The sequence below is a fragment of the Corynebacterium pseudopelargi genome (assembly GCF_003814005.1).
In the GTDB taxonomy this organism is placed as follows: Bacteria; Actinomycetota; Actinomycetes; order Mycobacteriales; family Mycobacteriaceae; genus Corynebacterium; species Corynebacterium pseudopelargi.
The window spans coordinates 1,341,710-1,366,574 of record NZ_CP033898.1 but is presented as its reverse complement, the minus strand read 5'-3'; the positions used below and the strand labels follow the sequence as shown (position 1 = coordinate 1,366,574).

At 57.7% G+C, this 24,865-nt stretch carries 24 protein-coding genes and 1 tRNA gene; 15 read left to right on the top strand and 10 right to left on the bottom strand.

Annotation, left to right across the window (positions count from 1 at the left end; genetic code table 11):
* Positions 1-6 precede the first annotated feature (6 nt).
* The gene (locus CPPEL_RS06375) at positions 7-531 is read left to right on the top strand and encodes an HD domain-containing protein (protein WP_123960336.1); all 525 of its coding nucleotides are present in this window, start codon (positions 7-9) and stop codon (positions 529-531) included.
* Here the strand turns inward: CPPEL_RS06375 and CPPEL_RS06370 are convergent.
* Positions 528-1,238, bottom strand: a complete 711-nt coding sequence (locus CPPEL_RS06370) for an IclR family transcriptional regulator (RefSeq protein WP_123960335.1) — start codon at positions 1,236-1,238, stop codon at positions 528-530. The genes CPPEL_RS06375 and CPPEL_RS06370 overlap by 4 nt on opposite strands.
* Positions 1,239-1,292: 54 nt before the next feature.
* On the opposite strand from CPPEL_RS06370, the gene leuC reads away from it, so the two are divergent.
* Together leuC and leuD are read left to right on the top strand one after the other, a co-directional pair.
* Complete coding sequence (gene leuC, locus CPPEL_RS06365; RefSeq protein ID WP_123960334.1) at positions 1,293-2,708, top strand: 3-isopropylmalate dehydratase large subunit; 1,416 nt, start codon at positions 1,293-1,295, stop codon at positions 2,706-2,708.
* A gap of 9 nt (positions 2,709-2,717) precedes the next feature.
* On the top strand, positions 2,718-3,320 hold the full coding sequence (gene leuD, locus CPPEL_RS06360; RefSeq protein WP_123960333.1) for a 3-isopropylmalate dehydratase small subunit: 603 nt from the start codon (positions 2,718-2,720) through the stop codon (positions 3,318-3,320).
* Here leuD and CPPEL_RS06355 read toward each other — a convergent pair.
* Positions 3,298-4,305, bottom strand: coding sequence for an NUDIX hydrolase (locus CPPEL_RS06355; protein ID WP_425453773.1), 1,008 nt, complete (start codon positions 4,303-4,305; stop codon positions 3,298-3,300). The two genes, leuD and CPPEL_RS06355, sit on opposite strands and share 23 nt — an antisense overlap.
* 75 nt (positions 4,306-4,380) lie before the next feature.
* Here CPPEL_RS06355 and CPPEL_RS06350 point away from each other — a divergent pair, with 75 nt between their 5' ends.
* On the top strand, positions 4,381-5,385 hold the full coding sequence (locus CPPEL_RS06350) for an NAD(P)H-dependent glycerol-3-phosphate dehydrogenase (protein ID WP_123960332.1): 1,005 nt from the start codon (positions 4,381-4,383) through the stop codon (positions 5,383-5,385).
* A 194-nt stretch (positions 5,386-5,579) separates the two neighbouring features.
* Complete coding sequence (locus tag CPPEL_RS06345) at positions 5,580-6,659, top strand: D-alanine--D-alanine ligase family protein (protein ID WP_123960331.1); 1,080 nt, start codon at positions 5,580-5,582, stop codon at positions 6,657-6,659.
* Here the strand turns inward: CPPEL_RS06345 and CPPEL_RS06340 are convergent.
* Positions 6,619-7,557: a DUF3515 domain-containing protein gene (locus CPPEL_RS06340; protein ID WP_123960330.1), complete on the bottom strand. Its 939-nt coding sequence runs from the start codon at positions 7,555-7,557 to the stop codon at positions 6,619-6,621. The genes CPPEL_RS06345 and CPPEL_RS06340 overlap by 41 nt on opposite strands.
* Before the next feature lie 52 nt (positions 7,558-7,609).
* Here CPPEL_RS06340 and CPPEL_RS06335 point away from each other — a divergent pair, with 52 nt between their 5' ends.
* Genes CPPEL_RS06335 through coaD form a run of 7 tightly spaced genes read left to right on the top strand, consistent with a single transcriptional unit; the run spans position 7,610 to position 14,098 of the window.
* Positions 7,610-8,575 (top strand): thiamine-phosphate kinase, encoded by a 966-nt coding sequence (locus tag CPPEL_RS06335; protein ID WP_123960329.1) that lies wholly within the window; start codon positions 7,610-7,612, stop codon positions 8,573-8,575.
* Positions 8,576-8,585: 10 nt separating this feature from the next.
* Positions 8,586-9,251, top strand: a complete 666-nt coding sequence (locus tag CPPEL_RS06330) for a uracil-DNA glycosylase (protein ID WP_123960328.1) — start codon at positions 8,586-8,588, stop codon at positions 9,249-9,251.
* Positions 9,252-9,253: 2 nt separating this feature from the next.
* Positions 9,254-10,726 (top strand): DAK2 domain-containing protein, encoded by a 1,473-nt coding sequence (locus tag CPPEL_RS06325; protein WP_123960327.1) that lies wholly within the window; start codon positions 9,254-9,256, stop codon positions 10,724-10,726.
* Positions 10,726-12,816: an ATP-dependent DNA helicase RecG gene (locus CPPEL_RS06320; protein ID WP_123961261.1), complete on the top strand. Its 2,091-nt coding sequence runs from the start codon at positions 10,726-10,728 to the stop codon at positions 12,814-12,816. Before CPPEL_RS06325 ends, CPPEL_RS06320 begins: the two co-directional genes overlap by 1 nt.
* A gap of 10 nt (positions 12,817-12,826) precedes the next feature.
* A complete protein-coding gene (locus CPPEL_RS06315) occupies positions 12,827-13,039 on the top strand; it encodes a biotin/lipoyl-containing protein (protein WP_123960326.1) in 213 nt (70 codons plus the stop codon).
* Positions 13,040-13,618 (top strand): 16S rRNA (guanine(966)-N(2))-methyltransferase RsmD, encoded by a 579-nt coding sequence (rsmD, locus tag CPPEL_RS06310; RefSeq protein ID WP_123960325.1) that lies wholly within the window; start codon positions 13,040-13,042, stop codon positions 13,616-13,618.
* Entirely contained in the window at positions 13,619-14,098 is a 480-nt protein-coding gene (gene coaD, locus CPPEL_RS06305) for a pantetheine-phosphate adenylyltransferase (protein WP_123960324.1), read from the top strand.
* On the opposite strand, the gene CPPEL_RS06300 is transcribed toward coaD, so the two are convergent.
* From CPPEL_RS06300 to CPPEL_RS06280, 5 genes are all read right to left on the bottom strand, one after another.
* Positions 14,095-14,859: an amino acid ABC transporter ATP-binding protein gene (locus tag CPPEL_RS06300; protein ID WP_123960323.1), complete on the bottom strand. Its 765-nt coding sequence runs from the start codon at positions 14,857-14,859 to the stop codon at positions 14,095-14,097. The two genes, coaD and CPPEL_RS06300, sit on opposite strands and share 4 nt — an antisense overlap.
* Positions 14,860-14,861: 2 nt before the next feature.
* Positions 14,862-15,770, bottom strand: coding sequence for an amino acid ABC transporter permease (locus tag CPPEL_RS06295; RefSeq protein WP_123960322.1), 909 nt, complete (start codon positions 15,768-15,770; stop codon positions 14,862-14,864).
* A 9-nt stretch (positions 15,771-15,779) separates the two neighbouring features.
* A complete protein-coding gene (locus CPPEL_RS06290; RefSeq protein ID WP_123960321.1) occupies positions 15,780-16,682 on the bottom strand; it encodes an ABC transporter substrate-binding protein in 903 nt (300 codons plus the stop codon).
* Between the two features lie 37 nt (positions 16,683-16,719).
* On the bottom strand, positions 16,720-17,619 hold the full coding sequence (locus CPPEL_RS06285) for a DUF368 domain-containing protein (protein ID WP_123960320.1): 900 nt from the start codon (positions 17,617-17,619) through the stop codon (positions 16,720-16,722).
* 78 nt (positions 17,620-17,697) lie between these two features.
* Positions 17,698-17,774 (bottom strand) — tRNA-Leu (locus CPPEL_RS06280).
* Positions 17,775-17,892: 118 nt separating this feature from the next.
* Here CPPEL_RS06280 and polA point away from each other — a divergent pair.
* Positions 17,893-20,532: a DNA polymerase I gene (polA, locus tag CPPEL_RS06275; protein ID WP_123961260.1), complete on the top strand. Its 2,640-nt coding sequence runs from the start codon at positions 17,893-17,895 to the stop codon at positions 20,530-20,532.
* On the opposite strand, the gene CPPEL_RS06270 is transcribed toward polA, so the two are convergent.
* Positions 20,529-21,278, bottom strand: a complete 750-nt coding sequence (locus CPPEL_RS06270) for a class I SAM-dependent methyltransferase (protein WP_123960319.1) — start codon at positions 21,276-21,278, stop codon at positions 20,529-20,531. The two genes, polA and CPPEL_RS06270, sit on opposite strands and share 4 nt — an antisense overlap.
* Before the next feature lie 228 nt (positions 21,279-21,506).
* On the opposite strand from CPPEL_RS06270, the gene rpsA reads away from it, so the two are divergent.
* Positions 21,507-22,967 (top strand): 30S ribosomal protein S1, encoded by a 1,461-nt coding sequence (gene rpsA / locus CPPEL_RS06265; RefSeq protein ID WP_123960318.1) that lies wholly within the window; start codon positions 21,507-21,509, stop codon positions 22,965-22,967.
* A 103-nt stretch (positions 22,968-23,070) separates the two neighbouring features.
* On the opposite strand, the gene CPPEL_RS06260 is transcribed toward rpsA, so the two are convergent.
* Complete coding sequence (locus tag CPPEL_RS06260; protein ID WP_123960317.1) at positions 23,071-23,826, bottom strand: CPBP family intramembrane glutamic endopeptidase; 756 nt, start codon at positions 23,824-23,826, stop codon at positions 23,071-23,073.
* A 303-nt stretch (positions 23,827-24,129) separates the two neighbouring features.
* Between CPPEL_RS06260 and CPPEL_RS06255 the strand changes: the two genes are divergently transcribed.
* Positions 24,130-24,645 carry a hypothetical protein gene (locus CPPEL_RS06255; protein ID WP_123960316.1) on the top strand — a complete coding sequence of 172 codons (516 nt, stop codon included), beginning with the start codon at positions 24,130-24,132 and terminating at the stop codon, positions 24,643-24,645.
* Positions 24,646-24,865 lie beyond the last annotated feature (220 nt).

Genomic DNA, 24,865 nt, shown 5'->3' with positions numbered 1-24,865 from the left:
GGAGACGTGAACACACGTCTCCTTTTTGCTATTGAGCGCGCCGCCGAAATCCATGCCGGCCAAATGCGCAAAGGCACGGCCACACCATACGTCTCGCACCTCTTTGCCGTGGCAACGCTGCTTGAAGGCGAATCGGACACCACACGCATCGCAGCACTTTTGCACGACAGTGTGGAGGATCAATCCGTAGATCCTGCGGTATTAGAAGAAGAATTTGGCCACGAGGTGCGCACGCTGGTGTCGATGGTGAGCAAGGATCAATCCCTGCCCACCTGGCAGGCCAGGGCAGAGGACTATCTAGAGCGCATGGACGATGCCTCGCAGGAGGCGCTAAAAATTATTGCCGCAGATAAGGTGCATAATTTGCTGTGCACGCTTAGAGATCGCGATGCCGGGGAGGCTGTGTGGGAAAGGTTTCGCAGCGGCTATGAGGGGCAATGCTGGTGGTATCAAAGCGTGCTGGCCAAGCTCGAAGCACGCCTGGATCACCCCTTGGTGCTGCAGTTGCGGGCCTTGGTAGACAAGCTTTAAAGCTGTGCTGAGAGCCTATTGGCTGCAGCGACTAGCTCATCTGCCCACTTGCCGGGGCTGGGTTTGAGCCTTTCGGCAGGACCAGAAATAGAAAGCACGGCGCAGAAGGTGCCTTCTGAATCAAATACGGGGGCAGAAACGCTGGCCAGCCCAACCTCGCGTTCGCTCATGGAGGCAGCCCAGCCCTGTTCGCGGGCTTCGCGCAGATCTGCTTGGCTAAATTTTGTGCCCTCCGATAGCACTGCATCGCGCAGGTGCGCAGAGGAATAGGCTAAGAAGATCCGTGCTGCAGAGCCTGCGCTCAGTGGTAGGCGAGTGCCTACGGGCACGGTATTTTGCAAGCCCATCGCTGGTTCTTGGGCAGCAATACACACGCGTACCGCACCGGCGAGTTGGTAGAGCTGCACTGATTCATTGGTGGTGTGCATCAGGGTAGACATGATCGGCGTGGCTACGTCGATAAGCTTGGTCTGGCTACTGGCGCCAAGGCTTGCCAATACCGCACCGATGGTCCACCTGCCGTCGTTGGTGCGGGTGAGGATATTGTGTACTTCGAGTGCGGTGGCCAGGCGGTGTGCGGTGGCGCGGGGCAGGCCGGTGAATTCGCACAATTCATTGAGGCTCATGGGGTGGTCGGCCAGGGCGAGCAGGATAGTGACCGCCCGGTCGAGAACTTTAATGCCGCTTTCTGTGCTAATCTTTCCCATAGAATGATACTACCATCCCATAATGCGGGAATCTAGCTCGGAAGGTGATGCAGCATGGCTCCGCTGACACTCGCAGAAAAAGTGTGGCGCGATCATATCGTGGTCAAAGGCGAAGAAGACCGACCAGACCTCATTTTTATCGATCTTCAGCTTTTGCACGAAGTGACCTCACCGCAGGCCTTCGATGGTTTGCGCCTTGCCGGCCGCTCACTGCGCCACCCGGAGCTCCACCTTGCCACCGAAGACCACAACGTGCCCACCGAGGGCATCGAGCAAGGCTCGCTATTAGAAATTAAAGACCAAACCTCGCGCACCCAAGTCGAAACCTTGCGCAAAAACTGCGAAGAATTCGGCGTGACCTTATATCCAATGGGCAATAGCCGCCAGGGCATCGTGCACCAGGTAGGCCCACAACTTGGCGCAACCCAACCCGGCATGACCATCGTGTGCGGCGATTCCCACACCTCTACCCACGGAGCCTTCGGTGCCATGGCCTTCGGTATTGGCACCTCTGAGGTAGAGCATGTGATGGCTACCCAAACACTATCGCTGAAACCCTTTAAAACCATGGCCATCGAAGTCTCCGGGGAGCTGCAGCCAGGGGTGAGCGCTAAAGACCTCATCTTGGCCATCATCGCCAAGATCGGCACCGGCGGTGGCCAAGGCCATGTGATCGAATACCGTGGCGAGGCCATTGAGAAGCTTTCCATGGAAGCACGCATGACCATCTGCAACATGTCCATCGAGGCAGGCGCTCGCGCCGGCATGATCGCCCCCGATGAAACCACCTTCGAATACATCAAAGGCCGCGAGATGGCGCCGAAGGGCAAGCAGTGGGACGAGGCAGTGGCGTACTGGAAAACCTTGCCTACCGACGAAGGCGCGCACTTTGACACGGTGGTAGAAATCGACGGCTCTGCCATTACCCCCTTCGTTACCTGGGGTACGAACCCCGGCCAAGGCCTGCCCTTGTCTGAATCCGTACCGGACCCAGAACTGATCGCCGGCGATAATGAGCGCGCCGCAGCCGAAAAGGCACTGAAATACATGGGGCTTACCCCAGGCACCCCGCTGCGCGACATCAGCATCGACACCGTCTTTTTGGGTTCTTGCACCAATGCGCGCATCGAGGATCTGCGCGCTGCCGCCGATGTTATCCAAGGCCACCAAGTAGCCGAAGGCGTGCGGATGATGGTGGTGCCAAGCTCTGCCATGGTCAAGCTGCAGGCCGAAGAAGAAGGCCTGGACAAGATCTTCGAGGCCGCCGGTGCAGAATGGCGCACCGCAGGGTGTTCGATGTGCCTTGGCATGAACCCGGATCAACTCAAACCAGGCCAGCGTTCGGCTTCTACCTCCAACCGAAACTTCGAAGGACGCCAAGGCCCAGGCGGGCGCACCCACTTGGTATCACCCGAGGTAGCCGCGGCAACGGCGATCAAAGGCACCCTGGCAAGCCCCGCTGATCTTTAGGAGCACATCATGGAAAAATTTTCCCAGCACACCGGCGTTGGCGTTCCACTGACTCGTTCAAATGTGGATACCGACCAGATCATCCCGGCGGTGTACCTCAAGCGCGTTACCCGCACCGGCTTTGAAGATGGCCTCTTTAGCAACTGGCGAAACAACGAACCAGGCTTCGTGTTAAACCAGCCCGAATATGCACAAGGTTCGGTGCTGGTAGCAGGCCCGGACTTCGGCACCGGCTCCTCGCGCGAACACGCCGTGTGGGCGCTGATGGACTACGGCTTTGCCGTCGTCTTTTCTTCTCGTTTTGCCGATATCTTCCGCGGCAATGCTGGCAAAGCCGGCCTGCTTGCAGCACAAATGGATCAAGGCGATATCGAGCTGCTGTGGAAGCAACTCGAACAACACCCCGGCGCCAGCATCACCGTGGACCTTGAAACCAGGACCGCACACTGCGATGGCGCGACCTATCAATTCCAGGTGGATGATTACACCCGCTGGCGCCTGATGGAAGGCCTGGATGATATTGGGCTCACGCTGCGCGAAGAAGCAGCTATTGAGGCCTATGAGGCCAAGCGTCCCGCTTTTAAGCCTGCTACTTCACCGGCAACGGACTAGCAAGATAATCAGCCCCGGTGAGCTCGCCTTCGTGGAAGGAAAGCACCCACACACTGGCCTTTTTCGCCTCGGTATCTTCTAAAGGCAAGGTGCCCTCGGCAGAAAGCCACGCGAGCGCATCGGGGATCACACCGCCTTGGGCCACCACCACGGATACTCCACCGCGGTCGATGATCTCTTTCAACGCCGCCTTGGAGCTATTCATATTGTGCATCCAGCCGTGATCGCCTAAACGATCATCCACCGTCACCTCAAGGTCAAGTGCCTTGGCAAGCGGTGCTGCGGTGAGCTGGCAGCGGTCAGGCTCAGCGGAATAAATGGCCTCTGGCCTAAACGCCTGAAGCATAGGCACCAACATATTTGCCTGACGGCGACCCTTTTTATCCAGCGGGCGAAGGTTGTCGTTGCCGGCCCAGTTTTGACGTCGAAAAGCTCTGGCGTGGCGCACATACAAAATCCTGGTCGTCGCCGGTGTTTGCATACGCTTTGCAGCCTTATCCACCAAGAGGCGATCAACCTCATAGCTGAGCAACTCCTTGGCCTGCTCAATCGGCAGCCAACGGATCTCGTCTACTTCCTTATTCTTTTCAAACTTCCCGCCTAACACCTTGGCGGTCCAGTAGTACACCACCTTTGTGCGGCTACCAACGGGATAGGTGATCCTGCCGAGCAATTTACCCAAGGACACCTCATAGCCGGTTTCCTCTAAGATCTCGCGGGCAGCGGTCGTAGGAAGGGATTCGCCCGGATCAACTTTGCCCTTGGCAAGCGACCAATCATCGTAGTGAGGACGGTGGATCACGGCGACTTCAATGCCGTCATGTTCGCGCCACAACACCGCGCCGGCAGCCAGGGTTGATCGCTGAAACTCCTTCGCGGGATTGCTTCGGATGCGCTGGTGGCGCCCCCGAACCTCGGTGAGTGCGCTGTGATCTTTGTGCTCTTCTTTGGCCATTGCTTCTACGTCCTTTCGCTGCTGTTCCATGGTAAAGCCTGCGAGAGATTTTCGCGCAACGGTATCATCGTGGGGTATTGATAATCGGCCACACAAGGAGATCGCATGGTACACATCGGCGTGATGGGAGCAGGCTCGTGGGGAACAACCCTGGCCAAGGTATTCGCCGATGCTGGCAACACCGTGACGCTGTGGGCACGGCGCGCGGAAGTAGCAGAAGAAATCAACCGCGAGCACCGAAACAGCAAATACCTCGGCGATATCCCACTACCCACGGCCCTTGTGGCAACCCACGAGCCACACGAGGCAATTCAAGGCGCCGATATCTTGGTGCTGGCAGTGCCGAGCCAAACCTTGCGCAAGAACTTAGAGCAATGGGCAGAGCACATCGGGCCACGCACCATCTTGCTCAGCCTGGCCAAAGGCGTAGAGGCGAAAACCTTTGAGCGCATGAGCCAAGTCATTGCAGAAGTCACCGGCACCGCGCAAGAACGTATCGCAGTACTCAGTGGTCCGAATCTGGCGAAAGAAATCGCCCAAGAACAGCCCGCAGCCACCGTGATTGCCTGCGAAGATGAAGCCAACGCGAAATACGTGCAGCAGGCCGTGGCCACAAGCTATTTTCGCCCCTATACCAATAGCGATGTGGTGGGCTGTGAAATCGGCGGTGCCTGCAAAAACGTCATCGCCCTAGCCTGCGGTATGGCTGCCGGTAAAGGCTTGGGCGAAAACACCCTGGCCAGTGTGATCACCCGCGGCCTGGCAGAAATTGCACGCTTAGGTGAGGCGTTAGGTGCTGATCCACGAACCTTCTCCGGGCTTGCAGGCCTAGGCGATCTGGTGGCGACCTGCTCATCTCCTTTATCGCGCAACCGAAGCTTCGGTGCACGCCTGGGCGAAGGCAGCAGCCTCGAGCAAGCACGCGCAGCCTCCAATGGGCAGGTGGCAGAAGGCGTGATCTCCTCCCAATCGGTGTTTAGCCTCGCTACCTCCTTGGGTGTGGAAATGCCGATTACCCAGGCCGTCTACGGTGTGTGCCACCTTGGGCTCGATGTAGGCGATATGGTGCAGGCTCTGATGGGGAGATCTAAGAAATCCGAGCACGCCTAGCAGATAGAGCTAAGCCGAGCCGGGCCGAGCAGGCGGCCAGGCGGGCAGTGAGGAACCCGGCGCGCAGCCGAGCGGCAGACCAGGTGGGCAGCCGAGCGGCGCGCAGCCGAGCAGCAAGCCTGGTGGCCTCGGCAATCCACCACTTTCAGCACGCTTAGGCAGTGGGCCCGCTAAGACGGGTAGACTGGGCAGCCGTGAATTCTGCTGCAAATAAGATTCGTGTCGCCGTAGTCTACGGCGGCCAAAGTTCTGAACACTCCGTCTCTTGCGTTTCTGCAGGTGCCGTGATGAGCCACCTCGATCCCGAGCGCTTCGAGGTCTATCCCATTGGCATTAGCAAAGAAGGCGCGTGGACCGTTGGCACCACTGATGTGGAGGAACTTCGCACCCAAGATCGTGTGATGCCAACAGTGAAGATGCGCGAGCCACTTACCTTGGCTCTTGATCCTGCGCATCGTGGCGAGTTCCGTTTTGAAGATGGTTCCCTGCACACCACGGTGGACGTGATTTTCCCCGTGCTCCACGGCCCTTATGGCGAAGACGGCACCATCCAAGGCCTATTTGATCTCTCTGGCGTGCCCTATGTTGGCACCGGGGTTTTAAGCTCCGCCTGCGGCATGGATAAGGAATTTACTAAGAAGCTGCTCAAGGCAGAGGGCTTGCCGGTGGGCGAGGAAGTGGTCTTGCGCGATGGCCGCGACTTAAGCGAACAAGAGCTGGCACGCCTGGGCTTGCCGGTCTTTGTCAAGCCCGCCCGCGGTGGATCGTCGATTGGTATTTCTCGTGTTGAGTCCCGCGATGAGCTTGCTGCGGCAATCGAGCTCGCGCGCCAGTACGACTCAAAGGTGATCGTTGAGGCCGAAATCGTCGGTGAGGAAGTCGAGTGCGGTGTGCTCGAATACGCCGATGGCACCCGCGTGGCCTCAGTTCCGGCTCGTCTGATCAATACCGATGGTTCCGATGAGGGCTTCTACGGCTTCGACACCAAATACCTAGACAATGTGGTCTCCGCCGAGATCCCCGCGCAATTCGACGAGGCGCTCTTAGCGCAATTGCGCGAGCTTTCCTTACGCGCTTTCGATGCCTTGAACTGCGAAGGCCTAGCCCGCGTGGACTTTTTCGTCAGCGACAATGGCCCGGTGCTCAACGAGATCAACACGATGCCCGGCTTTACACCCATTTCGATGTACCCGAAGGTCTTCGAGGCCTCGGGCGTGACGTATCCGCAGTTGCTTAGCGCTCTGATTGATCAAGCGCTTTCGTCTGCTGCTTAATCGCCTTGGTCAACTGCACAAGCACCTGATTGCCATCGGCCGGCATCGATACCGCCACCACCACATCGCGACCCATCGGATACCAGGTGGAGGCGGTGGTGCCGTTGCCCAGAATCGTGTTCTCAAACCACGGCACCCCATCTACCTGCTGTAATTGCACCCCTGCTTTGTATTCCTTGGGGAAGGGCACGCCGCAGCGAAGCACCACCGGCTCTTTGCCATAGGCAGTCCACGCCTTGGTTTGCGCCAGCGAAGTGTTCGTGGCTTTGAGGTCCTCGCCGAGGGTTTCAGGCAGATTGCCAAGGAGTGCATCACAGCTTTTCGACGCCTGCGTTGCCACATCCGCCAGCGGCAAAGCATGAGGCTTCAGCGCTTTATCTTTGAGCTGATTCAGCGCTGGCGTTAAAGCATCCAGTGGAGCAGGCTGTTCATCTAATGCCACATCATCCCCGGTCAACGCCACCAGTGGTGTGCGGTTTACCGCAAACCAGGTGTGCAGGGAAGACCCTGGGGTGGCATCATCAACGCGCATCCACTCGATGCCATCTACCTCGTGTAGTGGGGTAATTTCGGTGTACTGCAGGGGGGTCGATACCCCGCAGCGAAGCGTCATTCTCTCAGTAGAACTCGATGCCCACGCCGCAGCTCCCGCGGGGGCAGGATCTGCAAGCTCGGCGCGCTTATGCCCGGCGAGTTTCTCGGGGAGGGCATCAATAAGCTGCTGGCATTCCTGCGACTCAGCTTCTGGCGAATCCAATGCCGGCATGGCCACTGGTTGCTGCGCTACGCGCTCATAGACGACTTTTGCACCGATGAGCACTCCCAGTACCAGCAGGAGGCTTAACACTAATGCCAAAACGATGGGCGTTTTTCTAAAGGAGGCTTCGGGGCGGCTCATGGATCAAAAGTGTAGTCTGAGTCTGTTGTCGATCAGGCCAAAGGACCTTTCAATGAAAGCACCGCAAAACCCAACCTTGGCTGAGGTAGGCGAACAAGCAGCAATTAACGTGATTGCCGCTCATGCCCCAAGCCCACGCAATGGCGATGATGCGGCGGTGCTGGATCACGACGCACCAAATTCACGCACGGTCGTAACCACCGACATGTTGGTTGAAGGCCGCCACTTCCGCCTCGACTGGTCTACTCCCGCAGAGATCGGGCGCAAGGCTATTACCCAAAACTTCGCTGATGTAGAAGCCATGGGCGCGCGCCCCATCGCGGCACTGCTGGCCTTATCGGTGCCGGCTCATACGCGCTTGGAATTCGTCTCAGAGCTTGCCCGCGGCATTGGTGATCGCGTGGGTGATTATGGTGCAGAGCTCGTCGGTGGCGATATCACCGACGGTGATGCCGTGGTGGTGTCGGTAACCGCGGTTGGCCAATTGGGCGGTTCTTTACCCGAGCTTAGACTTGACCAGGCTCGCCCTGGGCAAATCTTGGTGGCCTCCGGTGAGATCGGAGCTTCGGCCGCAGGCTTGGCGTTGCTTCGCCGTTTTGGCCGCGATGGCGTGCCGAAAGAATTTTTGTCCCTAGTATCTTCCCACTGTGCTGCCCGAGTCAGTGAGGGCAGGGGTTTTGTGGCTCGTTCTGCTGGAGTATCGGCCATGACCGATAATTCCGATGGCTTGATTGCCGATACCACTACGATTGCGCGTCGATCGAATGTGAGCATCAACATCGACCCAGAGGCCATCGCCCCAACCCCACTGATGCGCGAAGCAGCCGAGATCCTTGATGCAGATCCTTGGGAATGGGTGTTAAGCGGGGGAGAAGACCACACCTTGCTTGGTACTACCTTTCGGGCAGCACCTACGGGTTTTCGCGTGATCGGAAAAGTTGATCACCGCTCTGAAGGTGAGGTGCTGCTTGGTGGGCGCGCACCGCGCTGGGATCAGGGCTGGAATAGTTTCGCCTAAACTTGCTGCCATGCTCCCAGTGCACGAATCCTGGCGCGAACCACTTGCTGCCGTAGAACCCAATATTCACGCCATGGGTGATTTCTTGCGCGCAGAGGTCGCCGCTGGCCGAACGTATCTGCCTGCCGGCAATGACATTTTACGTGCTTTTAGCTACCCATTTGATGCGGTAAAAGTGCTCATTATTGGCCAAGATCCCTACCCAACACCGGGTCATGCGATGGGGTTATCGTTTTCCGTGCAACCCGATGTGCGCCCAATTCCGCGCAGCTTGAACAATATTTATAAAGAGCTCGCAGATGATCTCGGCATCACTCCCGCAGCCCATGGCGATCTTCGCCCCTGGTGCGATCAGGGCGTCATGCTGCTCAACCGGGTGCTCAGCGTGCAAGCAGGAGCGCCTGCTTCTCACCGCGGCAAAGGTTGGGAGGCAATCACCCAGCACGCCATCGAAGCATTAGCGCAGCGCCAAAAGCCACTGGTGGCCATTCTTTGGGGCAAAGATGCCCAAAGCGCCCAACAGTTTTTAGGTGATACTCCCGTGATTGCCTCAGCGCATCCTTCGCCGCTTTCGGCTTCACGCGGCTTTTTTGGTTCCAAGCCTTTTAGCCGAGCTAATGAGGCTTTAAGCAACCTGGGCGCCGAACCCATCGATTGGCGCTTGTACCATACATAGCTATGGCCACCATTGAGCGTATCGATGCACCCTTGCTGTGGAGCTGGGCGCAACAAGCCTCCGCTGCGCTTGATCAACAGGCGCAAAGGATTAACCAGCTCAATGTCTTCCCCGTGGCGGATGCCGATACCGGCAGCAATATGGCGCACACCCTGGCCGCAGCCATTCGCGCGGTAGAGCACCCCGATGATCTATCCAAGCTCAGCACCGAGCTTGCCTCCGGGGCAATCCGCGGAGCTCGCGGCAATTCAGGGGTGGTGTTAAGCCAAGTCTTTCGCGCCATCGCTCAGGTGGCGAATGCCCGAGGCAGCATTGATGCCGAAGGCATGCACGAGGCTGCAACCTTAGCGCTCCGGTTTGTCCACCTTGCACTGCACCAACCGGTAGAAGGCACCATCGTAAGCGTACTGCGAGCCATCGCAGAACAGCCCGCCCAACCTACGTTGCGCGCCACCTACGAGCACATGCTTGAAAGTGCCCAACAAGCCCTCGAACGCACCACCTCCCAGCTTTCGGTACTGGCACAAGCCGGCGTGGTGGATGCAGGTGCTGCAGGCTTGGTGCTCGTCTTAGAGGTATTTGGCGATGTGCTTGATGGAGCCGCCATTGACTATGTACCGGATGACACACACCAAGACCTAGCCCAGCTTGGCACCACCGAGGTGATGTTGTATATCCGCGATGCCAACCTGGACCAATTCGAACAAGCCTTAAGTACGTTGGGTAATTCGATCGTGCTTGGCCGAGAAAGCGATACCAGCGCCCAGGTCCATATCCACAGCACCACACCGGATGCCGTGCTCAACTGCGCTCTCGCCCATGGTGTTATCAGCGATATCCGGCTTGAAGCACTTCCGCCCACGGGCTTGCAATTATTGGCCTTATGCCCAGCAGATAGCCAAGGCCAGATCGCCGCCTTGCTGCAAAGCTTTGGTGCCCAGCCCATAGCGGTGCCCGAGCAGGCCAGCGTGGAGCAGGTCGTAGAACAGTTCGGTGATGTGCAGGCAGAAGCCATCGTGCTCACCGGGGCCATGTTGCCACTTGGTGTGATTGCAGATGTGGATGCGAAATTGCAACAGCGTGGCCTTCGCTGCCATTGGGTGCATAGCGCGGGGATGCTGCGCACCTTGGCTGCAAGCAGTGTGTTTAATGCCGAAGCTCCGGTGGCCACCTCGGTACTCCAGCTCCAAGAAGCCACAGCGGGCATGAGGGTTGCCACCATCGAAGGCTCGCCCACCCAATGCCGAGTCCGTATTGGCGATTATGAGCTTTCCAAGCACCACAGCCTCAACGAGGCCATCAGTGCCGCCCTTGCGGCCTTGCTGCCAGGTGGCGGAGAACTCGTCAGCGTGATTGCACAACAGGCCCTGGACCAAGGCACCATCGCACACGCACACCCTGCCGGCACCGACCTGGAATGGATGATCCTTCAGGCAGAAGAGCTCGAAGTCTTAGCCGAGGTCGGGGTGGAATGATGCTCGGCTGGAACGATACCCGCCCCTTGGGCTCCATCCTGGATCAATCCCAAGCCCGCGCTTTTTCGCGCCACTTCGGTTTCAAGCGCGCCCAAGACCTCCTCGAGCACTTCCCCCGAGGATACGCAGCCCAGGGTGTGGGCTTAGGCGCAGGCCAAGCAGAAGAAGGCGATACCGTGACCTTGGTGGGCGAGGTCGTACACAACACCACCCGCAGCAACCCCAAGGTAGGCAAGGTCTACACCATCTGGATCGACGATGGTACCGGTATTCACACCACCGCCAGTTTCTTTCGCGCCACCTGGCAGCCAAAGGTCTTACACAACGGCACCCGCGCAATTTTTAGCGGAAAACTCAAATTCTTCCGCGGCCAACCCCAGCTCCAGCACCCAGACTTTTTCCCCTTGGGCAAACTTGAAGTGGCAAAAGAAGGCCACGACGGCAGCAAATACGCCGTGATGCAGCTTCTGCTTCACTTGCCCTATGTGCCAATTTATCCGGCGAAACAGGCACTGCCATCGTGGAAAATCCTTGGCGCTATCGATCAGGTGCTCAAATCCCTTGAGCCTATTCCTGATCCACTGGGCAAATTCGCTCCACCAGATTTACCCGACTTTGACCAAGCCTTAAGAGGTATCCACGAACCGCCGTCGCAAGGCCCGGATCTGTGCAGAAAGCGCCTGAACTACGACGAGGCGCTTAGCCTTGGGCTGCTCATGGCGCTTCGTCGTGCTGATACCCAAGCCCGCAAGGCACCGGCAATGCGCAGCGAAGCTTCCGGCTATGCCAAAGCGCTTCGAGCCGCGCTGGACTTTAGCCTCACCAAAGGCCAAGAGGCAGTTTTGGCGGATATCCGCGCTGATCTAAGCATCTCCACACCCATGCAACGCCTACTTCAAGGAGAAGTCGGCTCCGGCAAGACGGTGGTAGCACTTTTAGCCATGCTGCAATGCGTGGATTCAGGCGCCCAATGCGCACTGCTCGCTCCAACAGAGGTGCTTGCCACCCAACACGCCCAGAGCATTGAGGCCATGCTCAAAGGTATCGACGTCAACGTCACGCTGCTTACAGGATCAATGAATACCCGCCAACGCCAAGCAGCACTCTTAGACATTCTAAGCGGTGACGCAGATATCGTGATCGGCACCCACGCCCTGATCCAAGACACGGTGGAGTTTTTCAATCTGGGCCTCTGCGTTGTCGATGAGCAACACCGCTTCGGCGTAGAGCAGCGCGACACGCTCAGGGGCAAAGGCCGTGAGGGGCTTACTCCGCACCTTTTGGTCATGACGGCCACCCCAATCCCTCGCACCATTGCCATGACCGCCTTTGGCGATCTCAGCGTGTCTACCTTGCGCGAACTCCCAGGCGGCAGGCAACCGATTAGCAGCTACGTCATCCCCGCAGGCAACCAGGTGTGGGTTGCGCGCATGTGGGAACGGCTCAAAGAGGAATGCCGCGCCGGGCACCAGGTGTATGTGGTGTGCCCAAAAATTGGTGGGGAAGACGGGGTAGAAGCACTCGCCGCCGAACTCCAATCCCACACCATGCGAGATTTCCGCATCGCGGTACTGCACGGGCAACTCAGCAGCGAAGACAAAGCCCACGCCATGGCAGAGTTTTCAGCCGGCAAGATCGACGTCTTAGTCGCCACCACCGTGATCGAGGTGGGTGTTGACGTTGCCAACGCCACCGCCATGCTCATCTACGGCGCTGAATCCTTCGGCGTATCCCAACTCCACCAATTACGAGGCCGCGTCGGCCGCGGCGGCAACGCCTCCATCTGCTTTTTCTACACCCACGCAGAACCCGGCTCACGCACCCTCGAAAGAGTCGGCCGAGTCGCATCCACCCAAGACGGATTCGAACTGGCAGAAGTAGACCTGGAGTTTAGACAAGAAGGCAATATCCTCGGCGCCCAACAATCCGGGCGTAGCCACCTGCGCCTGTTAAGCCTGAGCAAAGACCGCGAACTTATCGCAAGGGCCAATAGTGATGCGGCCATCATCGTAGAAGAAGACCCCAAGCTCGCACGCGCCCTGGTGCAAGATATCGACGACCAACGCCAGGCCTATATTGATAAAAGCTAAAATGCCGCTTATGAACATTCATGCCCCCTTCGCCGGGATCGTGCACTATCTGGTGCAACCAGGCGAACAAGTCCGAACTGGCCAAGCCCTCGCATCGGTAGAAGCCGTCAAGCTCGAAGCGCCCGTGGTGGCGCCGGGTCCTGGTGTGGTCAGCCGTTTATTGGTTGAGGATTTTGGTGATGTTATCGGCGGCGAAGCCGTGATCGAAGTGAAGGAAGCATAAATGGGACAAGCACGCATCATTTCAGGAGAAGCCAGGGGCCGAAAGATTAAGGTGCCACCCCAAGGCACCAGGCCTACCTCCGACCGCGCGCGCGAGGGTCTGTTTTCTTCGTTGCAGGTGCGTTTTGGTTTCCAGGACGCTGTGGTGCTGGACCTTTTCGCAGGCTCCGGCGCGCTGGGCTTGGAGGCCGCGAGCCGTGGCGCCAAGGAAGTGGTGTTGGTAGAAGATAACCACCAGGCCGCAGAGATTATTCGCAGCAATGCACAAGTGGTGGGCCATCCGCAGGTCAGGGTGGAGGAGATGAAGGCATCGACGTACCTGGCCACGGCGCCGGATCGCTACTTTTCTATGGTGTTGGCCGATCCTCCCTATGAGCTTTCAGATGAAGCCGTAGCTGAGATGATTCAGGCGCTCAAACCCAAGCTTGTCGACGGCGCCGTGGTCGTTATCGAACGTCACCGCGACTCCGCCCACACCGATTGGCCTGCGTGGATGGTGCCAACGCCGCAGAAATTAAAAAAGCGAACCTTTGGCATTGCGCGCATGGATATGGCCGTCTACCACCAAGAGGAGGCCTAGATGAGCACGCACGCAGTATGCCCAGGATCCTTTGATCCAGTAACGATGGGGCATGTGAACATCATTGAACGGGCAACTCAATTATTTGAGCAGGTCACCGTGTTGGTCACGGCCAACCCGAATAAACCCAGTGGGCTTTTTAGCGTAGAAGAACGCAAGGCGCTAATCCGTGAGGCCTTAAAAGATCACGAGAATATTCGTGTAGAGCACTGGTCCGGGCTGTTGGTGGAATACACCCAAAACAATGGCATCGACACGATTGTCAAAGGCCTGCGCTCTTCTTTGGACTATGACTATGAGCTGCCCATGGCGCAGATGAATCGCAAGCTGGCAGGCATCGATACGGTCTTTTTAATGACCGACCCCAAATATGGCTACATCTCCTCCACACTGTGCAAGGAAGTGACCAAGTATGGGGGAGATGTCTCCGATATGCTGCCCGATGCGGTGAACCGGGCGATGCAGGAAAAGCTGCGCTAGAGCAGGCTAGATAAGAACTCCTGGGTGCGTGCGTGTTGGGGGTTGTCGATGACCTGCTTGGGATCACCGGCTTCTACCACCACGCCGCCATCCATGAACACCACCGTGTCGGCTACCTCGCGGGCAAAGCCGATCTCGTGGGTGACCACCAGCATGGTCATGCCATCGGCGGCGAGTTCACGCATCACGCGAAGCACCTCTCCAACCAGCTCCGGATCAAGTGCGGAGGTTGGTTCGTCGAAAAGCATGAGCTTTGGCTCCATCGCCACCGCACGAGCAATGGCCACGCGCTGCTGCTGACCACCTGAAAGCTGCGCCGGATAGGCGTCTGCCTTATGGCCTAACCCGACCTTCTTCAACAGCTCCATCGCCTGCTCGCGGGCGTCTTTTTCTGCGACGCCCTTGACATGCACCGGCGCTTCCATGACGTTTTCTAGGGCAGTGCGGTGCGGGAATAAGTTGAAGTTCTGAAACACCATGCCAATGCCCGAACGCTGGCGGGCGGCCTCGCGCTCGGAGATTTCATAGAGCACGCCGTCTCGTTCCTTATAGCCAATGAGCTCGCCATCGACGTAGAGGCGGCCAGCGCTGATCTTTTCAAGGTGATTCACGCAGCGCAAAAGCGTGGATTTGCCCGAGCCGGAAGGCCCAATCAAGCAGGTCACGCTGCCTTTGGGCACCTGCAAATCGATGCCCTTGAGCACCTCAAGGCTGCCGAAGCTCTTGCACAACTGTTGTGCGTCGATCATGAGGTTTTCCATGCTCACTTGCCCTTTCCAATCACGTTGATGTTCTTTGGCAGGGCGCCTTCTGCATCTGCCAAGCTCGCAAGCTGCGATGCGGTGAGCTCACGGGAAGCACCGCGGTCATAATACTTTTCTAGGAAGTGCTGACCCACCATCAGAAGCGAGGTAATGGCCAGATACCAGGTGGCTGCCACTAATAGCAGCGGCACTGGATCAAATAGTGCGGCGGCAATATCGGTGGCGCGGCCATAGAGCTCGGCGGTGTAGGGGATAGCCACCACCAGCGAGGTGGTTTTGAGCAGCGAGATAAACTCATTGCCCGTGGGTGGGACGATGATGCGCATGGCTTGGGGGAGCACGGTGCGTCGCATAGTCATCCACCAGCTCATACCCAGCGCCTTCGAAGCCTCAGTTTGGCCTTCGGGCACGGCCTGAATACCGGAGCGCACAATTTCGGCCATGTACGCAGCCTCGTTCAGCCCCAGGCCGATCACGGCCAGCAAGAACATGTTCTTCAGCGCGTTCTCCAGCGAGACCTCGGCAAAGCCTAGGTTGATGCTTTGGTAAATAGAACCCAAAAGACCCCAGAACACCAACTGCACATACACCGGGGTGCCACGGAAGATCCAGAGATAAAACCAGGCCACCGAGGAAAGCACGGGGTTTGGAGACATGCGCATCACGGCAACAGCGCAGCCGAGCACCACGCCGAGCAACATTGCCAAGACCGTAATGGCAAGGGTGTGCACTGCGGCCGTGGCGATGCGGGTATCAAACAGGTATGCCCGGTAGGTGTCCCAGCCATAGGCTTCATTGGTGGCTGCAGAAATAAGGAACCAGGCAAAGAGCGCGAGGATGATGGCGGCTGCCACCCAGCGCCCGGGATGGCGAAGGGGCTTCGCCTGGATTGGCTTCGGTTGAGTCATGGTGGTGTCCTAGTTGTTCACTGGTTCTTCATTAATCAGGGCTTCATCGACAAGGCCGTCCTCGATACCCCACTGGGCGAGGATCTTTTGATAGTCGCCGTTATCAATGAGGTATTGCAGCGCCGCTGCAAGGGCGGGGCCAAGCTTGGAATCCTTCGGCACAGCAAAGCCGTAGGGTGCAGCATCGAAGATCTCGCCAGTAGGTTCGATCTTTCCATCGGCGCGTTCCACAGCCCATGCCAGCACGGGGGAGTCGGCGCTAAAGGCATCGGCGCGTCCGAGCACCAAGGCGGTAGCGGCAGCATCGGAGGTGTCATAGGACAACACCTCGATGGGATCCTTGCCTTCTTCCACGCACTGCTCAGACAGGGGGCGAACATCGTCGGTTTCCGAGACGGTGGTGCGCTGCACGGCGATGCTTAAGCCGCAGGGATCTTCACGCGAAATATCGTCGCCCGTTTGCTGTCCCCACTGCACGCCGGCGTAGAGGAAATCAATAAAGTCGTAGTTTTCGCGGCGTTCCTCGGTATCGGTAAAACCGGAGGCGCCCACATCAACAGAACCGGCAGAAAGCGAGGGCAGGATCAAAGAGAAGTCCTGCTCCTTGGGTTGGAATTGCAACCCCATGGTGGCGGCCGCGGCGTGCATCAGATCCATTTCCACGCCGATGATGGCGTGGGAGGAGTCGCGGAATTCAAAGGGCGCAAACGGAGGATTGGTGCCCGCAGTGAGCACACCGCGTTCACGGATATCTTGGGGCACTAAGGCCTCGATGGATGGCACCGGCTTGGGGGTTATTTCTTCCCAGCCTTCGGGGTGGCCTTGTTCCTCGTTGGTGACGCAGGCGCTCAAGCTGAGCGCCAAACATACAGCCCCGAGGAAGCCACCTATGCGCTGAACGGGAAACTTCATAGCAGATAGCATACCGTCAGGGGCATAATATTTGAATTTAGCGGCGGCTACTGAACTTTTCCGCCGCCATGATCGCACCAACGATGGCGCCGCCGAGGATCACCATGAACACAATCCAGCCCACATTGCCCGAGGGGCTCAGCAGCTCAGCTTGATCAGTTTGCCAAGGCCACAGGGCTCGCAGGGAGCCCAGCATGAGGCCGGCCATCGTGGCCAGCGTGATGGTGCGGTGGGTGGTAATCAGGTAATCCAGAAGCTTAATAAAAAGCGCCACACCAAGCAGTGCGCCCAAGGCGAATACGGCCATCACTTTTAAGTCGCGATCCGCCACAGCACCCATGACGGGGCTATACAGGCCAAGCGAGAGCAAGATAAAAGAACCCGATACGCCAGGCAATACCAGCGCGCACACGGCAATCATCGCGGCGAAGAACACCACCAGCAGGGAAGGATCAGTCTTTTCTGCCGAAGTAACACCGGTGAGCAAAAACGTGGCAATCGCCGCCAGAACGAAGGCAATATATGCCCCAACGCGGTGCTGGGCGAGTTTATCCGAGCGGATCATGTTCAACGGCACCAGAATCGACACGGCCACCATGCCCATGAATAAGGCGCGGGAGGTCTCTGGGTGTTCTTCTACAAAGCTGTGCATGACAGAAGAAAGCGCGAGCACAGTGCCGATCATGCCTACGGCCACCGCGGCGAGGAAGAACCACTCGACCTTCGATGCCGCCTCTTTGAGCTTGCTGCGATCTGTAATCGCAGTGCGGATGGTGTGCAGCAACGCATCGCCATTGCGGATGGCGCGTTCATAAATGCCCACCACCAAAGCCACGGTGCCGCCGGATACGCCGGGCACCATCTCTGCAAGGCCGATGAGTCCGCCAAAGATGACGTACAGCACGTGTTTGATGGGAGATTCCTTCGGTGTGCTCATAAAGATCCTTCTTCATAGATACAGACCAGGAGATTCTAGCCCGGAAATAGAAAAAAGGCGCTTTGCAGCGCCTTATCGTGGTGCCCCAGGTGAGACTCGAACTCACACTGGACGGGTTTTGAATCCGTTGCCTCTGCCAATTGGGCTACTGGGGCGTACGAGCTGAAAGCATACAACACCATTCGCACAATTAAGAAACACCGTGGCAGGGACGCTAGAAAAGCCTTCGCCATCGTGCTCGCTACACTGGTGCGCGTGACTACCAAGCGTTTAATGCTCATCGACGGCCATTCCATGGCATTCCGTGCCTTTTTTGCCATCCCTTCGGAGAATTTCTCTACCTCCGGAGGTCAAACCACCAATGCTGTGTATGGGTTTATGGGCATGCTGGCATCCTTGGTTGCCGAACAGCGCCCCACGCACCTGGCTGTGGCCTTTGACGTGGGAAGAAGCACCTTCCGTTCCGAGATGTTTCCTGCCTACAAGGCCCAGCGCGAGGCCACCCCGCCGGAATTTAAAGGCCAAATCGCGTTGATCCAGCAGATGCTGGATGCCTTGGGCGTGCCGTATCTGGAAAAGGAAAACTTCGAGGCCGATGACATTATTGCCACCTTGGCCACTGCCGCGCAGCAGCAGGATTTTGATACCCAGATCGTGACCGGCGACCGCGACTCCTTCCAGCTCATCACCGATCGCGTGACGGTGCTTTATCCGCGCAGGGGAGTCTCGGACCTGATTCACTTCACCCCGGAGGCGGTGGAGGAAAAATATGGGCTGACTCCAGCGCAGTACCCCGACTTTGCAGCGTTGCGAGGGGATCCTTCCGATAACCTGCCCAGCATTCCCAGGGTGGGTGAGAAGACGGCAACCAAGTGGATTGTGCAGTACGGAGACTTAGAATCCCTGCTTGCGCACGCTGATGAGATCAAGGGCATGGCGGGGCAGAACTTACGCGATGCCGTAGAGCAGGTGCGTACCAACCGCGAACTCACACAGATGGTTCGCGATGTGGAGTTGCCGCTTAGCCCTGAGCAATTGCAGCGCAAGGACGTAGACGTCAACGCTGTGGCTGAGTCTTTTGATGCTCTGGAATTTGGCGTAAGCCTGCGCGAACGCGTGTTTAAGGCCTTCGGTGCAGATGCCAGCGCCATTGAATCCGAGGATGCTCCCGAGGTGGTGCTCGAACATGTTGGGTTGGCGCAGTGGCTTGAAAGCCACAAAGATCAAGCCCTAGCCCTTGTCGTGGCCGGTGATCCTTCGCCCTTTGGGGGCGATGCTTATTCGCTTGCGCTTTGCGATTCCACCTACCACGGTGTGGTGGCCTCCTTTGAAGATTTAGATGTCGAAGATGAACGTGCTTTCGCTACCTGGGTGTCTTCTGAGCAGCCGAAGTGCGTCCATGGTGCCAAGGCCACCTATCACATGCTTGCTGCCCGCGGTTTTGAGCTCGATGGGGTAGTACAAGACACCGAAATTGCCGCTTATCTTTTAAGGCCTGGGCAGCGCACCTATGAGCTGAAGGACGTATTCCAACGGCACTTGCAGCGCCAACTCCAATCCGAGCAGCCCTCGGGTGAGCAGCTTTCCTTGCTCGATGCAGGCGAGCATCAAGAGCTTTTGGGCCATAGTGCTGCGGTGATGGAATTGGCCGAGGCCTTGACTCAGCAGCTTGTGCAGATCAATGCCTTTGAGCTCTACCGCGATCTAGAGATTCCGCTCGCCCTCATTTTGGGCCGCATGGAGCGCACTGGCATCGCCGTGGATGTCGCAACCTTGGAGGAACAACTGGCCGATTTTAAGGCCATGGTTGCCGAAGAAGAACAGGCCGCTAGAGAGCTTGTCGACGAACCCGAGCTGAATCTATCGAGTCCGAAGCAGCTTCAAAGCGTGCTATTTGATACTTTGGCGCTGCCGAAGACGAAGAAGACCAAGACCGGTTATTCCACTGCCGCTAAGGAAATTGATGCCTTGGCTGCAAAGCACCCGCATCCTTTCCTTGATCACCTCTTGGCGCACCGTGAGTACACCAAGATGAAGTCCACCTTGGAAGGTCTGATTCGCTCGGTGGCAGATGATGGGCGCATCCACACCACCTTCCACCAAACCAAGGCTTCTACCGGCCGCTTGAGCTCTACTGATCCCAACTTGCAAAACATTCCCGTGCGTACCGAGGCCGGGCGCAAGATCCGTTCGGCATTCGTGGTGGGCGAAGGTTATGAACTCCTGCTCACGGCCGACTACTCGCAGATCGAGATGCGCGTGATGGCGCACCTTTCTGAGGATGAGGGGCTGATCGAGGCGTATCGCGAAGGCGAGGATCTGCATAATTTTGTGGGCTCGCGAGTCTTTGAGGTGCCGGTGGATCAAGTTACCCCCGAGCTGCGTCGCCGAGTGAAGGCGATGAGCTACGGGCTGGTGTACGGGCTTTCTGCCTTCGGGCTTTCCCAACAGCTCAACATTCCCGCAGGCGAGGCAAAGAGCATCATGGAAAGCTACTTTGAGCGTTTCGGTGGCGTGAAGCGTTACCTGGATCAGGTAGTAGAGCAGGCTCGCCACGATGGTTATACCGCCACGCTTTTTGGGCGCAGGCGCTACCTACCTGAGCTGACCAGTGAAAATCGGGTGGCCCGTGAAACTGCCGAGCGTGCCGCGCTTAACGCCCCAATCCAGGGCACTGCCGCAGACATTATTAAGGTGGCGATGATCCGGGTGGATCGGCAGTTGCGCGCTGCCGGTGCGCAATCGAGGGTGTTGCTGCAAGTCCACGACGAACTCGTGGTGGAAATTGCCCCAGGCGAGCAGGAGCGTGTCCAAGAGATTGTCGAGCGCGAAATGGATGCCGCGGTGCAGTTGAACGTGCCGCTCGAGGTAGCCAGTGGCGTTGGAAAGAACTGGGAGGAAGCAGCCCACTAATCCTTGGTGGCGCAAAAGATCACGGTGCCAGGAAAGAGCTTGCCGCGCAGCGGTGACCACTGCCCCCAGGTGGTGTGTAGATCTTCTGGCCACTCCGGTTCGATGAGTCGGTGGAGCCGGAAACCACTGTGGTCAAAGGCCTGAATCCAGTCGCTCATCGTGTGCTGGAATTCGGCATAGCTCAGTGTGCCATCGGCATCGTGTTCTACATAGGCCTGTTCAAAATAGGAGTGGGATGCTATAAGCCCCTGTTCGCCTGGGTGATCGGGAAACACCCAGCGCATTGGGTGATTCACGGCGATGATCAGCTTGGCACCGGGCTTGAGCACCCTGGCTACCTCACGCAGGGCAGGGGTGAGCTGCGGGATAAAAGGAAATGCCCCAAAGGCAGAAAACGCACAGTCGATGCTGTGATCTGCAAGGGGGATACGGTGGACGTCGGCAAGCAAGCCTTGAAAACCCTCGCCGCGAGCAAGCATGCCTTTGGCGATGTCGATGCCGATCACGGTGGCAGAAGGATAGGTGCTGGCCAGCCATGATGCGCAAGGGCCAGAACCGCAGCCGATTTCCAGCACGCGCTGATTGGAACAATCGCCGATAAGCTGCGCTTGTTGTTCGGAGAGCATCTCGGGGCACCAATAAAAGCTCGAAAGATATTCGGGGTGGGCTTGGTGATATTGCTCGGCATCGAAGTTCCACCAACGTTGGTTGGCCAGGCGTGCTTGATCCGCGGAAGTGTGGCTCATGTGATTATTGTGTCAAGGCGACACGGGGAAGTCCTATCGCTTGATCTAGCTGGGCAAATGCACTAATGTTGTTCGGGCGTGTCTGTGCTTAAGGTGTGAGATTGTCGATGTAGGACGGCAATGATCCATCTCTAGTGAGATCAAAAGCCCAGCTTAAAGCATAGGTTTTTGAGAGACGCGTTCCTGTCCAAACTCGATTCCTACTTACTTTTTCGGAGCACTTACTTTATGCCCACCAATAACGTCCCTCAGGTAGCCATCAACGACATTGGCTCCGCTGAGGATTTCCTCGCAGCCGTTGACGCCACCATCAAGTACTTCAATGATGGCGATATCGTCGAAGGCACCGTGGTTAAGGTTGACCACGACGAGGTTCTGCTCGACATCGGATACAAGACCGAGGGTGTTATCCCCACCCGCGAGCTTTCCATCAAGCACGACGTAGATCCCGACGAGGTTGTCGAGGTCGGCGACCAGATCGACGCTCTCGTGCTGACCAAGGAAGACAAAGAAGGCCGTCTGATCCTGTCCAAGAAGCGTGCTCAGTACGAGCGTGCTTGGGGCACCATCGAGGATCTCAAGGCAAAGGACGAGCCGGTTACCGGTACCGTCATCGAGGTTGTCAAGGGCGGCCTTATTCTCGACATCGGACTGCGTGGCTTCCTGCCTGCATCCCTGGTTGAGATGCGTCGCGTTCGCGACCTGGATCCCTACATCGGCCAGGAAATCGAAGCCAAGATCATCGAGCTGGACAAGCAGCGCAACAACGTGGTGCTCTCCCGCCGTGCATGGCTCGAGCAGACCCAGTCCGAGGTTCGCTCCGAGTTCCTTCACCAGCTCCAAAAGGGCCAGGTGCGCAAGGGTGTCGTTTCCTCCATCGTCAACTTCGGCGCATTCGTCGATCTCGGCGGTGTGGACGGCCTCGTGCACGTATCCGAGCTCTCCTGGAAGCACATCGATCACCCCTCTGAGGTTGTGACCGTTGGCGACGAAGTCACCGTTGAGGTGCTCGACGTTGATCTCGACCGCGAGCGCGTATCGCTCTCGCTGAAGGCAACCCAGGAAGATCCTTGGCGCGTATTCGCACGCACCCACGCCGTTGGCCAGATTGTGCCCGGCAAGGTTACCAAGCTCGTTCCCTTCGGCGCCTTCGTTCGCGTTGAAGAAGGCATCGAGGGCCTCGTTCACATCTCCGAGCTGGCTCAGCGCCACGTTGAGGTGCCGGACCAGGTTGTCAACGTCGGTGACGAGGCAATGGTCAAGGTCATCGACATCGACCTTGAGCGTCGTCGCATCTCCCTGTCGCTGAAGCAGGCCGACGAGGACTACACCGAAGAGTTCGATCCTTCCAAGTACGGTATGGCCGACTCCTACGACGAGCAGGGCAACTACATCTTCCCCGAGGGCTTCGACCCCGAGACCAACGAGTGGCTCGAGGGCTTCGACGAGCAGCGCCAGGAGTGGGAGGCTCGCTACGCAGAGTCCGAGCGTCGCTTCCAGCTCCACACCGCTCAGATCGAGCGCTCCCGTGCAGCCGCAGCCGAGGCAGCAGCTTCCGGCGAGGCAGCCAACTACTCCTCTGCTTCCAACGAGCCGGCTCAGGCCGCCGCTACCGAAGCTGAAGGTGGCTCCCTTGCTTCCGACGAGCAGCTCGCCGCACTGCGCGAGAAGCTCGCTGGTGGTGAGTAAATAGCCCCAGCCGGTGCCTGATCAGGCACACCGGCAAGCAAATCAAGACCCCCAACCCTTGCAATAAGGGCTGGGGGTCTGTTGCATGAAAGGCCGATACGACTTAGGCGCCCGAGCGCTGTGTTCGAAGCGCTTTGATCACATCCCAGATCACAAACACGGTGAGCAGGATGACGCAAGCATCGATGATGATGCCCCAGAAGCCACCAAAGTAGAAGGGCTGTTGCGCATTAGCAAAGAGCGTGAAATCAATGCTTGCATGCCATAGCAACAGGGGCACAAAGGCGCGAGTGCGAAGGTAGATCAAACCGGCCACCAAGCCCATGGGCATTGCCTTGATCGATTGATCAAGGGCTGCGCCAACAGGCATGCCGCTGAGCACATTGGTCATGTGTAAAAGCCCAAAAAGCAGCACCGAAGCAATCAGCCATGTGGCCTTCGAGCGTAGCGAGGCCGAAGGGGAGACGTGGTCGAGGATGAACTTTCTAAAAAAGCCTTCTTCTGAAAAACCAATGAGCAGACTCAACACGGCTGCCGCGAAGATGAGCGGGGAGAGCACGCCCCTGAGCGCGAATTCAATCGGGGCGGCAATGAACGTGACCAGCGTTGCAATGCTTAGTACGCCCAGGGCGTAGCGGTAGTGGCGCGGAAGGCGGCGCGACCCATTCCAGGCTTTGAGGTTCAAGCGGCCTCGAAGGAGGTAGGCAACAAAGGCTGCAGAGACCAGCATGAAGCTGATGCCCAGGTACTGCATTTTGGGGTCGCTGTATTCCACGTTGAACAGCGCGCTGATGATGCTGAAGCCAAGGGTTGAGATGGCCGCGTAGATCAGCGTGGGGGCTAGGAGTTGTTTGAGCAAGAGGAAGGATCCAACCTTTCTTCAAGTGATAACGATTATCGCGAAGGACATCTTAGCCAGACCTCAATGTGGCGCAGGTGCCCAGGCGCTGGCGAATCACTGGGTATTTTCTGTGAAGCTGCCGTCATCGGTGTTTGCTTGTCGACGCCCCACGTCGCACACCGATCACCCCACAGATCTTGCAACTGTGCCTTTTTCTTGGGGTAAGCAGCGGGGGATAAAACGGTCAAACCTCTGCCTTTATTGGCAGATATCGATAGGCTAAGGCAACAACGCGAGTATCGATGAACCAAGGGGTAGGATATGAATCGGCGATTTTTAGCACTGGGGTTCGCGGCACTGATGTTGGCGGCCTGTGGCAACTCCGACGCCGAGAAGGAAGCGGCTTCGCTTTCTGCGGAGCTTTCCCGCGTTCGCGAAAGCGAGGCCCAGCAAAGTCGCGAGCGCGAACTTGAACGTTCTTCTGCCGCCGAGCGCAGCAAGAGTGAGGAAGCGGCAAGGGAAGAAGCCTCCATGAGCGCTCGCCGCGATGCCTTCCAAAGGGAACTAGATGGCATTGTTGAAGATCAGCAACGCCGCGCAGAGCCAACTTCGGCCCCGGAGCCAACTTATGTGCCTCAGCAACAGCAAGAGGCGTTTCCTAATCCGCCATATTCTGCCCCGCAAGGATTCGAATGGGTAGCCATGGGCCCGTATGGCACCGGCACTTCTACCAACTGTGTGCAAATGCAAGGCCAGTGGCCAGCCGGAACCTCTGAGTGCTTCCGCATGTCTGATGGCTGGTACTTCTACGCCATCCGCCAGGCGAGCCAGCGCTAGGAGGAATACATAAGCGATTGACCCGAGGAGCGAGATCTCCTCGGGTTTTTATGCGCTCCGGTATTTTCTCGTGAAGCAAAGCTGTGTGTTTAGTCGCTTTTGGCGGGGAGGATTGTCTGGAGACTTGGGAAACGTTGCGTTCGCGTTGGAAGTTGTTTGGCTTAGTGTTGTATTTTTGCCCGCATGAACATTATGATGTGATTGTTTTCCGGTTTTAGTT